The 14,719-nt window shown below is 68.6% G+C and carries 13 protein-coding genes; 7 read left to right on the forward strand and 6 right to left on the reverse strand.

The annotated features are described in order from the left end of the window. Positions 1 to 6 precede the first annotated feature (6 nt). The 7 genes from whiA (at position 7) to AC3ANP_RS13670 (ending at position 5,957) form a co-directional block, all read left to right on the forward strand. Positions 7 to 987, forward strand: a complete 981-nt coding sequence (gene whiA, locus AC3ANP_RS13640; RefSeq protein ID WP_488330692.1) for a DNA-binding protein WhiA — start codon at positions 7 to 9, stop codon at positions 985 to 987. A 175-nt stretch (positions 988 to 1,162) separates the two neighbouring features. Then, entirely contained in the window at positions 1,163 to 1,786 is a 624-nt protein-coding gene (locus tag AC3ANP_RS13645) for a superoxide dismutase (protein WP_488330693.1), read from the forward strand. Between the two features lie 215 nt (positions 1,787 to 2,001). Next, the gene (gap, locus tag AC3ANP_RS13650) at positions 2,002 to 3,012 is read left to right on the forward strand and encodes a type I glyceraldehyde-3-phosphate dehydrogenase (RefSeq protein ID WP_488330694.1); all 1,011 of its coding nucleotides are present in this window, start codon (positions 2,002 to 2,004) and stop codon (positions 3,010 to 3,012) included. A 10-nt stretch (positions 3,013 to 3,022) separates the two neighbouring features. Then, positions 3,023 to 4,249, forward strand: a complete 1,227-nt coding sequence (locus tag AC3ANP_RS13655) for a phosphoglycerate kinase (RefSeq protein ID WP_488330695.1) — start codon at positions 3,023 to 3,025, stop codon at positions 4,247 to 4,249. A gap of 80 nt (positions 4,250 to 4,329) precedes the next feature. Beyond that, the gene (gene tpiA / locus AC3ANP_RS13660; RefSeq protein ID WP_488330696.1) at positions 4,330 to 5,145 is read left to right on the forward strand and encodes a triose-phosphate isomerase; all 816 of its coding nucleotides are present in this window, start codon (positions 4,330 to 4,332) and stop codon (positions 5,143 to 5,145) included. A gap of 46 nt (positions 5,146 to 5,191) precedes the next feature. Continuing rightward, complete coding sequence (secG, locus tag AC3ANP_RS13665; RefSeq protein ID WP_488330697.1) at positions 5,192 to 5,449, forward strand: preprotein translocase subunit SecG; 258 nt, start codon at positions 5,192 to 5,194, stop codon at positions 5,447 to 5,449. Positions 5,450 to 5,564: 115 nt separating this feature from the next. Beyond that, positions 5,565 to 5,957, forward strand: coding sequence for an RNA polymerase-binding protein RbpA (locus AC3ANP_RS13670; protein WP_488330698.1), 393 nt, complete (start codon positions 5,565 to 5,567; stop codon positions 5,955 to 5,957). Here the strand turns inward: AC3ANP_RS13670 and pgl are convergent. From pgl to tkt, 6 genes are all read right to left on the reverse strand, one after another. Further along, the gene (gene pgl, locus AC3ANP_RS13675) at positions 5,910 to 6,728 is read right to left on the reverse strand and encodes a 6-phosphogluconolactonase (RefSeq protein ID WP_488330699.1); all 819 of its coding nucleotides are present in this window, start codon (positions 6,726 to 6,728) and stop codon (positions 5,910 to 5,912) included. The genes AC3ANP_RS13670 and pgl overlap by 48 nt on opposite strands. Continuing rightward, the gene (locus AC3ANP_RS13680; RefSeq protein ID WP_488330700.1) at positions 6,718 to 7,659 is read right to left on the reverse strand and encodes a glucose-6-phosphate dehydrogenase assembly protein OpcA; all 942 of its coding nucleotides are present in this window, start codon (positions 7,657 to 7,659) and stop codon (positions 6,718 to 6,720) included. The genes pgl and AC3ANP_RS13680 overlap by 11 nt, the downstream gene beginning before the upstream one ends. Then, complete coding sequence (gene zwf / locus AC3ANP_RS13685; protein ID WP_488330701.1) at positions 7,656 to 9,218, reverse strand: glucose-6-phosphate dehydrogenase; 1,563 nt, start codon at positions 9,216 to 9,218, stop codon at positions 7,656 to 7,658. The genes AC3ANP_RS13680 and zwf overlap by 4 nt, the downstream gene beginning before the upstream one ends. A 15-nt stretch (positions 9,219 to 9,233) precedes the next feature. After that, entirely contained in the window at positions 9,234 to 10,883 is a 1,650-nt protein-coding gene (locus AC3ANP_RS13690; RefSeq protein WP_488330702.1) for a glucose-6-phosphate isomerase, read from the reverse strand. A 6-nt stretch (positions 10,884 to 10,889) separates the two neighbouring features. Next, entirely contained in the window at positions 10,890 to 12,020 is a 1,131-nt protein-coding gene (tal, locus tag AC3ANP_RS13695) for a transaldolase (protein ID WP_488330703.1), read from the reverse strand. Between the two features lie 66 nt (positions 12,021 to 12,086). After that, positions 12,087 to 14,204, reverse strand: a complete 2,118-nt coding sequence (tkt, locus tag AC3ANP_RS13700; RefSeq protein WP_488333063.1) for a transketolase — start codon at positions 14,202 to 14,204, stop codon at positions 12,087 to 12,089. Between the last annotated feature and the right edge of the window lie 515 nt (positions 14,205 to 14,719).

Raw genomic sequence — 14,719 nt, forward strand, 5'->3', positions numbered from 1 at the left:
GGTGCCATGGCACTGACAGCATCGGTCAAGGAAGAACTTTCCCGGCTGGACATCAAGAAATCATCCGTGCGCAAGGCGGAGGTTTCCACCATGCTCCGCTTCGCCGGCGGCCTGCACATCATTTCGGGCCGGATCGTGATCGAGGCCGAGGTCGACCTCGCCTCGACCGCGCGCCGGCTCCGCGCCGCCGTCGCCGAAGTTTACGGCCACCAGAGCGAGATCATCGTCGTCTCCGGCGGCGGACTGCGCCGCGGCAGCCGGTACGTGGTCCGGGTGGTGCGCGACGGCGAGGCACTCGCCCGGCAAACCGGGCTGCTGGACGCCCGCGGCCGGCCGGTCCGCGGCCTGCCGTCGGTGGTGGTGAACGGGTCCGCCGCGGACGCCGAGGCGGTGTGGCGCGGCGCGTTCCTGGCGCACGGCTCCCTGACCGAGCCGGGCCGGTCCTCCGCGATGGAAGTGACCTGCCCCGGTCCCGAATCGGCCCTCGCCCTGGTGGGCGCCGCCCGCCGGCTCGGCATTCAGGCCAAGGCCCGCGAAGTCAGGGGAGTGGACCGGGTCGTGATCCGCGACGGCGACACCATCGCGGCGCTGCTGACCCGGATGGGCGCCCACGACGCGCTGATGGTGTGGGAGGAACGGCGGATGCGCAAGGAGGTGCGGGCCACCGCGAACCGGCTCGCCAACTTCGACGACGCAAACCTGCGCCGCTCCGCCCAGGCCGCGGTCGCCGCCGGCGCCCGGGTGGACCGCGCACTGGAAATCCTCGGCGACGACGTCCCGGACCACCTCAAGTACGCCGGCGAACTGCGGGTCGCACACAAACAGGCCAGCCTGGACGAGCTGGGACGGCTGGCCGATCCGGTGATGACCAAGGACGCCATCGCCGGGCGGATCCGGCGCCTGCTGGCCATGGCGGACAAGCGGGCACAGGACCTCGGCATCCCCGGCACGGAAGCGAATGTGACGGCGGAAATGCTGGACGAGTAGCCGCCGCCGGGCCGCGGGGGCAGAATCGGAGCCAGCGGCCGGGAATTTCCTGGCCGGCCCGGAGGCTATGCCCACTGGAGCCACATCCACGAAACTTCCGGGTGTTCAACCATCCGGATGCACAATCCGAGTTAGCAAAACCGGACGGACCCCGTCCACGACATTGGAGGATTTTGTGACCGAGTACGTACTGCCAGACCTGGACTACGACTACGCAGCGCTGGAGCCGCACATCTCCGCGAGGATCATGGAGCTGCACCACAGCAAGCACCACGCCACCTACGTCGCCGGCGCCAACAACGCCCTGGCCCAGCTGGCCGAGGCGCGCGAGAAGGGCGACTTCGCCAACATCAACCGCCTCTCCAAGGACCTCGCGTTCCACACCGGCGGCCACATCAACCACTCCGTGTTCTGGAAGAACCTGTCCCCGGACGGCGGCGACAAGCCCGAGGGCGAGCTCGCGGCCGCGATCGACGACGCGTTCGGCTCCTTCGACGCCTTCCGCGCCCAGTTCACCGCCGCGGCCCTCGGCCTGCAGGGCTCCGGCTGGGGCTTCCTGGCCTACGAGCCGATCGGCGGCAACCTCGTCATCGAACAGCTCTACGACCAGCAGGGCAACGTCGCGCTGGGCACCACCCCGCTGCTGATGCTGGACATGTGGGAGCACGCGTTCTACCTGGATTACGTCAACGTCAAGGCTGACTACGTCAAGGCGTTCTGGAACATCGTGAACTGGGCCGACGTCGCCCGGCGCTTCGATGCCGCCCGCAGCAACGCCACCGGCCTGATCACCCTCTAGTCCGGACGGATCGTGTACGGCCCGCCCCCGCACTTGCGGGGGCGGGCCCAGTTAAACGTAAGATGGATCACGGAAGGCGGTCAGCCTTCAGCAACGTGGCTGCTCGCCCTCCGATCTGGTAATCATCTCTGCCCAATGGCGTGCGGGATCTGTTAGTCGGCTTGAACGCCTACTGAACTACTCGTGCTTGATAGAGCACCAAGGAGACTGAAAACGTGACGACACGTATTGGTATCAACGGCTTCGGCCGCATCGGCCGCAACTACTTCCGCGCCGCCCTTGCCCAGGGCGCAGACCTCGAGGTTGTCGCGGTCAATGACCTCACCAGCCCGGAAGCCCTTGCCCATCTCTTCAAGTACGACTCCGTGGGCGGCCGCCTGGCCGAAACCATTGAGGTTCAGGACGGCAACATCGTCGTCGACGGCAAGACCGTCAAGGTCCTCGCCGAGCGCGATCCGGCCAATCTGCCCTGGGGTGAACTCGGCGTCGACATCGTGATCGAGTCGACCGGGTTCTTCACCAAGGCCGCCGACGCGCAGAAGCACATCGACGCCGGCGCCAAGAAGGTCCTGATCTCCGCCCCGGCCTCCGGGGAGGACATCACGATCGTGATGGGCGTCAACGAGGGCCTCTACGACAACGCCGCGCACCACATCATCTCCAACGCCTCCTGCACCACCAACTGCCTCGGCCCGCTGGCCAAGGTCGTCAACGACTCCTTCGGCATCGAACGCGGCCTGATGACCACCATTCACGCCTACACCGCGGACCAGAACCTGCAGGACGGCCCGCACAAGGACCTCCGCCGCGCCCGCGCCGCCGCGATCAACATGGTCCCCACCTCCACCGGTGCGGCCAAGGCGATCGGCCTGGTCCTGCCGGAACTCAAGGGCAAGCTCGACGGCTACGCCATCCGCGTGCCGGTGCCCACGGGTTCCGCGACCGACCTGACCGTGACCGTCTCACGCGAGACCACCGTCGAAGAAGTCAACGCAGCGCTCAAGGCCGCGTCCGAGTCGGAGGAGCTCAAGGGCCTGCTGACCTACACCGACGAGCCGATCGTGTCCTCGGACATTGTGGGGGACCCAGCATCGTCCATTTTCGACTCCGGCCTGACCAAGGTGATCGGCAACCAGGTCAAGGTCGTCTCCTGGTACGACAACGAATGGGGCTACTCCAACCGCCTCGTGGACCTCACGGAGCTCGTTGCCGCGAAGCTGGGCTAGGGTAGGACCCATGACATTCCACACCCTCAACGAACTGATCGCTGATGGTGTCCGCGGGCGGTACATTTTGGTCAGAAGTGACCTGAATGTGCCGCTCGACGGCTCTACAGTGACTGACGACGGCCGGCTCAAGGCCTCCCTGCCGGTGCTGGCAAAGCTGACGGACGCCGGTGCCCGCGTGCTGGTCACGGCACACCTGGGACGCCCCAAGGGCGCGCCGGACGACAGATACTCACTCAAACCGGCCGTCAGCCGGCTCGCCGAGCTTGCCTCCTTCAAGGTGACCCTCGCGGCGGACACGGTGGGCGATTCGGCGAAGGCGGCCGCCGCCGCGCTGCAGGACGGCGAAGCCCTGGTCCTGGAAAACGTCCGCTTCGACCCCCGGGAAACGGCCAAGGACGACGCCGATCGCGGCGCCTTCGCGGATGAGCTGGTCGCCCTCACCGGCGGCAACGGCGCCTTCGTCGATGACGCTTTCGGGGCCGTGCACCGCAAGCACGCCAGCGTGTACGACGTCGCCACCCGGTTGCCCTCCTACCAGGGCGACCTGGTCCGCACCGAGGTGGAGGTGCTGCGAAAACTCACCACCGACACCCAGCGGCCCTACGCCGTGGTCCTCGGCGGCTCGAAAGTCTCCGACAAGCTCGCCGTCATCGACAACCTGATCGGCAAGGCGGACACCATCCTGGTGGGCGGGGGCATGTTGTTCACCTTCCTCGCCGCGGCCGGCCACAAGGTCGGCGGCAGCCTGCTCGAAGAGGATCAGATCCCGGTCGTGCAGGCCTACCTCAAGCGCGCCGCCGACGCCGGCACCGAATTCGTGATCCCCACCGATGTCGTGGTGGCCGCCAAGTTCGCGGCCGACGCCGACCACGAGACCGTGTCCGCGGACGCCATCGAGTCCAGCCGCTTCGGCGGCTCGGGCATCGGCCTGGACATCGGCCCGGCGTCCGCTGCGGCCTTCGCGGAACGGATCAAGGGCGCCAAGACGGTGTTCTGGAACGGGCCGATGGGCGTGTTCGAGTTCCCGGCGTTTGCCGCCGGCACCCGGGCCGTGGCCAAGGCGCTGACCGAGACCGCGGCGTTCACCGTCGTGGGCGGCGGCGACTCCGCCGCGGCGGTCCGCACCCTCGGGTTCGCGGACGACCAGTTCGGCCATATCTCCACCGGCGGCGGTGCCAGCCTGGAGTACCTCGAAGGCAAGGACCTCCCCGGACTGAGCGTACTGGACCGCTAGCTGCTCCCGCCGGCAGGGCGCCGGCCGGTACGCCGGCGCGCTGCCGGCTCCTTCACTGCTACGAATCTTTTGGAGACCACGTGACGACGTCAACCAATGGCAAGTTCGACCGGAAGCCTTTCATCGCCGGCAACTGGAAGATGAACATGGACCACGTGCAGGGGATTACCCTGCTGCAGAAGCTGGCCTGGACCCTGTCCGACGCCAAGCACGACTACGACCGCGTGGAAGTCGCCGTCTTCCCGCCGTTCACGGATCTCCGCGGCGTCCAGACCCTGGTCCAGGGCGACGAACTGGAGGTCGTCTACGGCGGCCAGGACCTCTCACAGTTCGACGCCGGCGCGTACACGGGGGATATCTCCGGCCAGTTCCTCGCCCGGCTCGGCTGCCGCTACGTCCTGGTCGGCCACAGCGAACGCCGCACCATCCACCAGGAGTCGGACGACGTCCTCAACGCCAAGACCAAGGCCGCTTTCCGGCACGGCCTCACCCCGGTGCTCTGCGTAGGCGAAGGCCTCGAGGTCCGCCAGGCCGGCTCGCACGTCGAGCATACGCTGGCCCAGCTCCGGGCCGGCGTCCAGGGCCTGAGCGCCGAGCAGGCCGCGGAGCTGGTTGTCGCCTACGAGCCCGTCTGGGCCATCGGCACCGGTGAGGTCGCCGGCCCCGACGACGCCCAGGAGATGTGCGCCGCCATCCGGTCCGAGCTTGGCCAGCTGTTCGACGCGCCCGTCGCCGCCGCGGCCCGGCTGCTGTACGGCGGCTCGGTGAAGGCCAACAACGCCGCCTCAATCCTGAGGGAACGCGACGTGGACGGACTGTTGGTCGGTGGCGCCAGCCTGGACCCGGCCGAGTTTGCTAATATTGTCAGGTTCGAGAGTCACTTGCTGACGGAGTAGTCCGGACAGCCGTGGCCCCCGCAATTCCCTCTTCTGAAAGGCCGTCGTGGACGTTCTTCATGTCATCCTGCAGGTCCTGTTGGGCATCACCAGCCTGCTGCTGACCTTGCTCATCCTGCTCCATAAGGGTCGCGGCGGCGGTCTGTCCGACATGTTCGGCGGCGGCATGACGTCCGGGCTGAGCTCCTCGGGGGTGGCCGAACGGAACCTCAACCGCTTCACGATCATCCTGGGCGTCACCTGGGGCGCCGTCATCATCGCCCTCGGCCTGCTGATGCGCTTCAGCACCGGCGCCGACTCCTAACCGGGGGTCCGTCCACAATTTCATCCGGGCCTTGCGGCCCTCCCGGCATCGGGGACTCCCGGATTACACTGTCGCTGGCAAGCCCATCGACCAGTCACGTAGCCAGGAGTTCCCGATGCTGCATTCCGCTTCCGGTTTCAGAGGCATCCGCGTAGGTGCCGTTGCCGGCGCCCCGGTCCGTCACGAGCCGCTGGGCGGCGGTTCCGGGCAGCCCCGGCTCCGGGTGTCCTACCGGTGCGCGAAGGGCCACGACACGGACGTGGTTTTTGCCAAGCTCCCGGAAGAGCAGCTCCCGGGCACGTGGGACTGCCGCCACTGCGGCGCCCCGGCCAGCCGGGACGAGTCGCGCTTCGCGCTGGAGAACGAGCCCGCCGAGGGCTTCAAGAGCCACCTCGAATACGTCAAGGAACGCCGCTCCAGCCAGGACGCCGAGGACGTGCTGGCCGGAGCGCTGGAGCGGCTACGCGCCCGACGGGCTCTTACGGACAAGCTGCTCGGGGACGTGTGAGGCCGCTTCCTCGTCGATCAGCCACAGCGTCTGGAACCGCCCGCGCGGACCGGCTGCCGGTACCTGCACCGGATTGGCCCCGGCGAGGGCCAGGCCGACGGCCCCGGCCTTGTCGTCCCCAGCCACCACCATCCACACCTCATCGGCGGTGTTGATGGTCGGCAACGTCAGGGAGATCCGCTCCGGCGGCGGCTTGGGTGAGTTGCGGACGCCAACCACCGGCAGCGACTTCTCGCGGATGCCAGCCTGCTCGGGGAAGAGCGAGGCCACATGCGCGTCCGGGCCGACGCCCAGCAGCACGATGTCCAGCCGGGGCAACCGGGCCGGTTCGTCGGGCCGGTCATCGGACATGTCCGCCGCGTGCTCGGCCGCAGCGGCCTCGGCAAGCCTGCGGGCGTAGTCCGCGGCAGCGTCCTCGGGCGACTCGAAGTCCTCCGTCGCACCGGGCACGTGGACGCGCGCCGGATCGACAGTGATCCGGGAGAGCAGCGCTTCCTCCGCCTGGCGGGCGTTGCGTTCGGCGTCGTCCCGGCCGACAAAGCGCTCGTCGCCCCACCAGAAGTTCACCTTGGACCAGTCCACCGCGGACGCTGCGGGCGACTCTGCCACGGCCTTGAGCGAGCCGATGCCCATGCTGCCGCCGGTCAGGACCACCGTCGCCTCGCCGTGTTTGTCCTGCAGATCGACGAGCTTGGTGATCAGCCGGGCCGCGATGGCGGCCATCAGGACGGCCGAGTCGGGATGGATGCTTACTCTTGGCTCAGCGCTCACTGGGACGGACACTCCTTGGGTTGGTACGGGGCAGTCCAATGGTAATGACTTCACCAAAGACTTCGTCCGGGTCCAGCCGGCGCAGCTCCTCAGCCAGGCAGTCCTCCAGGCTCCGGCGCGGCAGGGAGATCCGTTGGACCGGCTGCCCCGGCTGGGTCAGCTCGGCAACGGTCAGCCCGGGCCGGTACAGCTGCACGTCGCCGCCGGGCCGGGTGAGGCGGACCCTGCGGATCCCCGTTCCGGCCGGGTCCGCCACGATCGTCACCGCCGAATCGAGCGCCAGCGTAAGCCAGGCTGCCAGCAACAGGGTGCTGGGGGAGTCCGAGGCACCCTCAACGGTGACCCCGGTCACCGGCGAGGGGTCCACCTGGTCAAGGACCGCCGCGAGCTGGATCCGCCAGTTCGTCAGCCGGGTCCAGGCCAGGTCCGTGTCGCCGGCCTTGTAGGTCCGGCGGATGTTGTCGAGGGCGGCCTGCGGATCCGGTTCATTCGACGAATCCGTGATCCGGCGGTGTGCGATCCGGCCGATCGAGGTCTCGCAGGCGTTGTTCGGGGCCCCGTGCGGCCACCAGGCCACAATCGGGGCGTCCGGCAGGAGCAGCGCCGCCACCAGGGACTCGCTTTCCTCGGCGAGCTCGCCATAGCCCCGCAGCAGGATCACCTCGGACGCGCCGGCGTCCCCGCCGACGCGGATCTGGGCGTCCAGTCTCGTCGGTTCCGAGGCGCCGGCGTCGGCCAGCACGATGATCCGGCAGGGGTGCTCCCGGCTGGCTTCGTTGGCCGCTTCGATGGCTTCCTCTTCGAGGCCGGACTTGGTCACCACGACCAGAGTGAGGACCCGCCCGAGGGCGATCACGCCGCCCTGCTCCCGCAGGGCCATCAGCTTCTTGGAGACCTTCGAGGTCGTGGTGTCAGGAAGATTTACAATCATGGCCTTCTCCAGGTCCGTCCGTCACGGGCGAGCAGTTCGTCGGCTGACGCCGGACCCCAGCTACCGGGGGCGTACGGCTCGGGCTGCCGGTTCAGGCCGGCCCAGTACTCCTCGAAGGGGTCCAGGATCTTCCAGGACAGTTCCACCTCCTGGTGCCGCGGGAACAGCGGCGGTTCGCCGAGCAGCACGTCCAGGATCAGCCGCTCATAGGCTTCGGGACTGGATTCGGTGAAGGAATGGCCGTAGCCAAAGTCCATGGTGACGTCCCGGACTTCCATCTGCGTCCCCGGGACCTTGGAACCGAAGCGGATGGTGGCGCCCTCATCGGGCTGCACCCGGATGACGACGGCGTTCTGGCCGAAATCGTCCTCGCCGTGATCGGTGAACAGCAGGTTGGGTGCGCGTTTGAAGACGACGGCGATTTCGGTCACCCGCCGGCCCAGCCGCTTACCGGCCCGCAGGTAGAACGGCGCACCGCTCCAGCGCCGGGTGTTGATGTCGAGCCGGATGGCGGCGAACGTTTCGGTGGTGGAGTCGGGCGGGATGCCGTCCTCCTCCAGATAGCCCTGGACCAGTTCGCCGCCCTGCCATCCACCGGTGAACTGCCCGCGCGCCGAGTGCGTGGACAGGTCCTCCGGCAACCGGACGGCGGCAAGGACTTTCTCCTTCTCGGCCCGCAGATCTTCGGCGTTGAACGAGATGGGTTCCTCCATGGCGGTCAGCGCCAGCAGCTGCAGGAGGTGGTTCTGGATGACGTCACGGGCCGCGCCCACGCCGTCGTAATAGCCGGCGCGCCCGCCGGTGCCGATGTCCTCGGCCATGGTGATCTGGACATGGTCGACATAGTTGGCGTTCCACAGCGGTTCGAACAGCTGGTTGGCGAACCGCAAGGCCAGGATGTTCTGGACGGTTTCCTTGCCGAGGTAATGGTCGATCCGGAACACCGCGTCGGGCGGGAAGACCGATTCCACGATGTCGTTCAACTGCCGGGCGGACTCAAGGTCATGGCCGAACGGTTTTTCGATCACCACCCGCCGCCACTTCTCGCCGTCGGCCTGCGCGAGGCCGTGCTTGGAAAGCTGACGGCAGACCAGCTCGAAGGCCTTGGGCGGGATGGACAGGTAAAACGCGTGGTTCCCGCGGGTGCCGCGCTGTTCGTCGAGTTCATCGAGCGTCGTGCTGAGGCGCTCGAAGGCGTCGTCGTCGTCGAACTCGCCCTGCACGAAACGGATGCCGTCGGCGAGCTGGTTCCAGACCGTCTCGTTGAACGGGGTCCGTGCGTAGGCCTTGACCGACTCCTTGACCTCCGCGGCGAAGTCCTCCTTCTCCCATTGCCGGCGGGCGAACCCCACCAGCGCGAAACTCGGCGGGAGCAGTCCGCGGTTGGCGAGGTCATAGACCGCAGGCATCAGCTTCTTGCGGGCCAGGTCCCCGGTGACGCCGAAAAGGACCAGCGAGGAGGGTCCGGCGATCCGGTTCAGGCGCCGGTCGCGCGGGTCGCGGAGCGGGTTGTGCCCCCGGCCCGCGGTCCGGGGGCCGCCGTTGTGCTTAAGTGGCATGGTTTCTCGGGTGCCTTAGTTGGTGGTGGAAGGCGCGGGGCGGCCGGCAGCTGGCGCCCCGGCCAGTGCGGTGACGAGCTGCTGCAGCTGGCGCACGCCAGCCGCACGGTCCGTCAGGTGCAGCCGGAGGACGGGCCGGCCGTGGTCGCCGAGCACCTGGGCGTCGCCCGCGGCCTGGGCCGCGATCAGTTCGCCAAAGCTGAACGGCCGGTCCGGGATGGGCAGGTCGGTCGCGGAGGCCGCGGTGACCTGGAGGAAGACGCCGATCGCCGGGCCGCCCTTGTGGAACTGTCCGGTGGAATGCAGGAACCGGGGGCCCCACCCAAAAGTGACGGGCCGGCCGCTGAGCGCGGCGAGCTCATCCCGGATGCCTGCGAGCGGGGCGTAGCTGATCCGGTCGAAGTAGGCCTGGACACTGAGGTAGCCGTCCGTGCCGAGCTGGCCGAGCAGGGCACTGATTGCCTCCGCCGCGGTGCCGGCCCCGGCGAGCCATGGGCCGCCGCGGACTTCGATGGAACCGTCCGTGAAATTGGCCGGCGTCGGTTCGGGCTGCGCATCCAGCAGCCCCCGGGCGGCCGACTTGGCCGCTTCGACGTCGGGCTGGTCGAACGGGTTGATGCCCAGCAGCCGGCCCGCTACGGCGGTGGCGAACTCCCAGGTCATCATCTGGGCGGCCAGGCCGCCGGCGATCGCCGCCTCGTTGGCGCCGAGCTCGACGTCGGCGTCGGCCGCCACGAGGCGGATGACCAGGACGTCCGGTGCGCCGCCGGTCACCTCGGGCGCGTCCGGCCCGGCGACGACGGGCAGTACGCCGGTGCCGAGCTTGCCGGTGGATTCGGCGATCAGTTGTTCGGCCCAGTCGGCGAAGCCGGTGATCCCGGATCCGTCTTCGGCGATGACGATCTTGTCCCGCAGCGGATTGGTGCCGCCGAGGGCGGCCCCAAGGGCCAGGCCGATGTTCTCTGCGCTGTCGTCGTTGAGGATTTCGGCGGTCTCCTCGGCTTCGTCCAGGAAGGCCTGGATGTCCACCCCGGCCAGCCCGGAGGGCACCAGTCCGAAGGCCGTCAGCGCCGAGTACCGCCCGCCGACGTGGGGGTCGGCGTTGAACACGGCCCGGTACCCGGCCTCCCGCGCGGACTTGTCCAGCGGCGAGCCGGGATCCGTGACGATGATGATCCGGCTCTTCGCGTCGATGCCGGCCTCGGTGAAGGCATGCTCGAAGGCACGCCGCTGCGAGTCGGTCTCCAGGGTGGAGCCGGACTTCGAGGAGACGACGATGGCGGTCTCCGTGAGGCGGTCGGCAAGGGCCGCTGCCACCTGCTCCGGGTCGGTGCTGTCCAGCACCGTCAGCTCGACACCGGCGGTCCCGGCGATGACCTCGGGGGCCAGGGAGGAACCGCCCATCCCGCACAGCACGATCCGGCTGACGCCCTCGGCGCGGAGCGCGTCGCGGAGTTTCAGGATATCCGCCACCAGCGGCTGTGACACCGACGGGGCCTCCACCCAGCCGAGCCGCACCGCGGCTTCGGCCTCGGCGTCGTGGCCCCACAGGGTGGCGTCCTTGGCGAAAATCCGGCTGGCGACCCGGTCCTCCAGGAGGGCCGGCAGGTGCTGTTCGTGGGCCTGGCGGGGGGCGCCCGCGGCGTCGTAGCTGAGAGTAGTCATAGCGGGCTATGCGTCCTTCCGTGCAGCGGCGAGGGCGCCCTCGACGCCGGCGAGCAGTTCCTTCCAGCTTGCCACAAACTTGTCCAGGCCCTCGGCTTCCAGCACCGCGACGACGTCGTTATAGGAGATGCCCAGCGCGTCCAGCGAGTTCAGCGTCGCGTTCGCGTCGTCGTAGCTGCGGGTGACCGTGTCGCCGGTGATGGTGCCGTGGTCGAAGGTGGCATTGAGGGTCTTCTCCGGCATGGTGTTCACGACGCCGGGCGCGACCAGGCCGGTCACGTACATGGTGTCAGGGTACGCCGGGTCCTTGACGCCGGTGGAGGCCCACAGCGGGCGCTGCGGGCGGGCTCCGGCGTCGGCCAGCAGGTTCCAGCGTTCGGTGGCGAAGAGCTCTTCATAGACCTGGTAGGCCAGCCGCGCGTTGGCGAGCCCGGCCTTGCCCTTCAACGCCTGGGCTTCGGGGGTGCCGATCGCGTTCAGGCGCTTGTCAATTTCCGTGTCCACCCGGGAGACGAAGAACGACGCCACGGAGTGGATCTTGGACAGGTCGTGGCCATTTTCCTTGGCCTGCTCCAGTCCGCTTTGGAAGGCGTTGACCACGGCACGGTAGCGTTCGAGCGAGAAGATCAGCGTGACGTTGACGCTGATCCCGCTGGCAAGGGTCGCCGTGATCGCCTCGAGCCCTTCAAGGGTGGCGGGGATCTTGATGAAGACGTTTTCCTTGTTGACCCTGCCGTGGAGCTCCTTGGCTTCGGTGATGGTGGCGGAAGTGTCCCAGGCGAGCCGCGGGTCCACTTCGATCGACACCCGGCCGTCCACGCCGTTGGTCGCGGCGGCGACTGGGGCGAAGAGGTCGCAGGCGTCGGCGACGTCGGTGGTGGTGATCGCGAACACGGTCTCTTCAGCGCTGGCGCCGGCGGCGGCCAGCTCCTTGATCTTCGCATCGTAGTCGTGCGCGACCGCAATTGCGGCCTGGAAGATGCTGGGGTTGGTGGTGACGCCGACGACGTTTTTCTCTTCGATCAGCTTGCGCAGCGAGCCTGAGGTCAGGCGGCCGCGGGAGAGATCGTCGAGCCAGATGGAGACCCCGGCGTCAGAGAGCTGCTGGGTCGGGGTGGTGCTGGGGGTGCTGTTCATGAGTAACTCCTGAAGTTTGGGGCCGCCGCCGGTGGGAGGGCGGCGGCCCGGCAAGTGTGAGTTGGGTCAGGCCGGAAGGCCGGCGAGCGATTCCTTGGCGGCCGCAGCGACGGCTTCGGCGGTGATGCCGAATTCCTGGAACAGCCGCTTGTAGTCGGCGGAGGCACCGAAGTGCTCGAGGCTGATGGAGCGGCCGGCGTCGCCGACGAACTCCTTCCAGCCCAGGGCAAGGCCGGCTTCGACCGAGACGCGTGCCTTGACGGCGGCGGGGAGCACGGACTCGCGGTAGGCGGCATCCTGCTTGTTGAACCATTCAACGCACGGCATGGAGACCACCCGGGTGGGGATGCCTTCGGCCTGCAACGCTTCGCGGGCAGCGACGGCCAGCTGGACTTCGGAACCGGTGCCGATCAGGATCACCTGCGGTGCGGCCGTCCGGCCCTCCGTGGAGGCCTCGGCCAGCACGTAGCCGCCCTTGGCCACGCCGGCGGCGGAGCCGAACGTGTCGCCGTCGGCGTCGCCGCTGCCACGCTCCCAGGTGGGAATGTTCTGCCGGGTCAGGACCAGGCCGGCCGGGTTCTGATGGTTTTCGAGCACCACCTTCCACGCCGCGGCGACCTCGTTCGCGTCGCCGGGCCGGACGACGTCCAGGCCGGGGATGGCACGGAGTGAGGCCAGCTGCTCAACGGGCTGGTGGGTGGGGCCGTCTTCGCCCAGGCCGATCGAGTCGTGCGTCCAGACGTAGACCGATGGTGCGCCCATCAGGGCTCCGAGCCGGATCGCGGGCCGCTGGTAATCGGAGAAGATCAGGAAGGTGCCGGAGAAGGCGCGGGTGGCGCCGGCCAGGCTGATGCCGTTCACGATCGCGGCCGCCGCGTGTTCCCGGATGCCGAAGTGCAGCACCCGGCCGTAGGGGTTGCCCTTCCAGGCCTTCGTCTGCCGCGACGCGGGGATGAACGACGGAGAGTCCTCAAGCGTGGTGTTGTTCGACTCGGCCAGGTCGGCAGACCCGCCCCAGAGTTCGGGCATGACCGGACCAATGGCGTTCAGGACCTTGCCGGACGCCGCACGCGTGGACACGTCCTTGCCGGCTTCGAAGACCGGCAGCGCGGCGTCGAGCTCGGCCGGAAGTTTCCGGGCCTCCATCCGCTCCAGCAGCGCTGCGCCTTCCGGGTTCCGGGACTGCCAGGCCTCGAAGGAGGCCTGCCAGTCGGAGCGGGCCGCGGCGCCGCGTTCCTGGACCTGGCGGGTGTGCGCCAGGACCTCGTCGGCGACCTGGAAGGAGCGTTCCGGGGCGAAGCCGAGGACCTCCTTCAGGGCCGCGACCTCCTCGGCGCCCAGGGCCGAACCGTGGATTTTGCCGGTGTTCTGCTTCTTCGGCGCGGGCCAGCCGATGATGGTGCGCAGCGAAATGATGGATGGCCGGCCCGTTTCCGCCTTGGCCGCCAGCAGCGCGGCGTAGAGCTCGGCGACGTCCTCCTTGTAATCGCCGTTGCGGGTCCAGTCGACGCGCTGGGTGTGCCAGCCGTAGGAGGCGTAGCGTCCCAGCACGTCTTCGGTGAAGGCGACGTTCGTGTCGTCCTCGATGCTGATGTGGTTGTCGTCATAGATCACCACGAGGTTGCCGAGTTCCTGGACCCCGGCAAGGGACGACGCCTCGGACGTGACGCCTTCCTGCAGGTCGCCGTCGGAGGCGATCACCCAGATGTTGTGGTCGAACGGGCTGCTGCCGGCGGGAGCATCGGCGTCGAAGAGCCCGCGCATGCGGCGCTGCGAGTAGGCGAAGCCGACCGCGGAGGCGAGGCCCTGGCCCAGCGGGCCGGTGGTGATCTCCACACCGGCCGTGTGCTTGTACTCGGGGTGCCCTGGGGTCAGCGAGCCCCAGGTCCGCAGCGCCTCCAGGTCCTTCAGCTCCAGCCCGTAGCCGGAGAGGAAAAGCTGGATGTACAGAGTCAGCGAGGTGTGGCCGGGGGACAGCACGAAGCGGTCGCGGCCCAGCCATCCCGGGTTGGCCGGATCATGGCGCATCAGCCTTTGGAACAGCAGATAGGCGGCGGGGGCGAGGCTCATCGCCGTGCCGGGGTGGCCGTTGCCGACCTTCTCCACGGCATCGGCCGCGAGTACCCGGATGGTATCCACGGCACGCTTGTCCAGATCAGTCCATGACAGTTCTTGCTCTTCCAAATGTGGCACGAAAACCGGGCCCCTCTCTGTGCTGACAGCGGGTGGTACGGTTCATACCCTTGGGGGCCTCCGCCAGGGCACCGTTCGGTGCCCGCTGCGGTTCGTACCAGCCATTCACCATCGAAACGTTGATCTATTTTTCAGTCTCACGCGCGCGGTGCGGAACGCAGTGTTGGGGCGGCCGCGCATGCGTGCTGATCTGTCAGCCAGCTTAGCCCCATTTCACTTTCCGGTCAGTGCACATCTCACGAATTGGACGCGTAGCCAGCCGCCCCGCAGCGCCGGGAAGCGCTGCTCCCCGGCCGCTCCGGACCGGGCGGATGCTCCGCTTCGCCCCGGTCCGGGCTGCCGTGGTCCCGGCCGGTCCCTCGGGCGTGGCGCCGACAGCTCCACGGTATGATGGTGGGTGGCCGCCACAAGCGGATGGGACGCCCGCGCCCCGCGCGTGGTCCCTGCCGCTGCAGCACCCGCCCGGAGCGGAGACCGCGGCGGCAAGGCCGGGCCGAAGCCAGACA

Source organism: Arthrobacter sp. JB02-1C (assembly GCF_057748045.1).

Excerpts from the sequence above, each read along its gene's own strand:
- zwf (WP_488330701.1), bottom strand. The coding sequence starts at position 9,218 with ATGCCACTTAAGCACAACGGCGGCCCCCGGACCGCGGGCCGGGGGCAC.
- AC3ANP_RS13655 (WP_488330695.1), top strand. The coding sequence starts at position 3,023 with ATGACATTCCACACCCTCAACGAACTGATCGCTGATGGTGTCCGCGGG.
- AC3ANP_RS13670 (WP_488330698.1), top strand. The coding sequence starts at position 5,565 with ATGCTGCATTCCGCTTCCGGTTTCAGAGGCATCCGCGTAGGTGCCGTT.
- AC3ANP_RS13680 (WP_488330700.1), bottom strand. The coding sequence starts at position 7,659 with ATGATTGTAAATCTTCCTGACACCACGACCTCGAAGGTCTCCAAGAAG.
- AC3ANP_RS13690 (WP_488330702.1), bottom strand. The coding sequence starts at position 10,883 with ATGACTACTCTCAGCTACGACGCCGCGGGCGCCCCCCGCCAGGCCCAC.
- whiA (WP_488330692.1), top strand. The coding sequence starts at position 7 with ATGGCACTGACAGCATCGGTCAAGGAAGAACTTTCCCGGCTGGACATC.
- tal (WP_488330703.1), bottom strand. The coding sequence starts at position 12,020 with ATGAACAGCACCCCCAGCACCACCCCGACCCAGCAGCTCTCTGACGCC.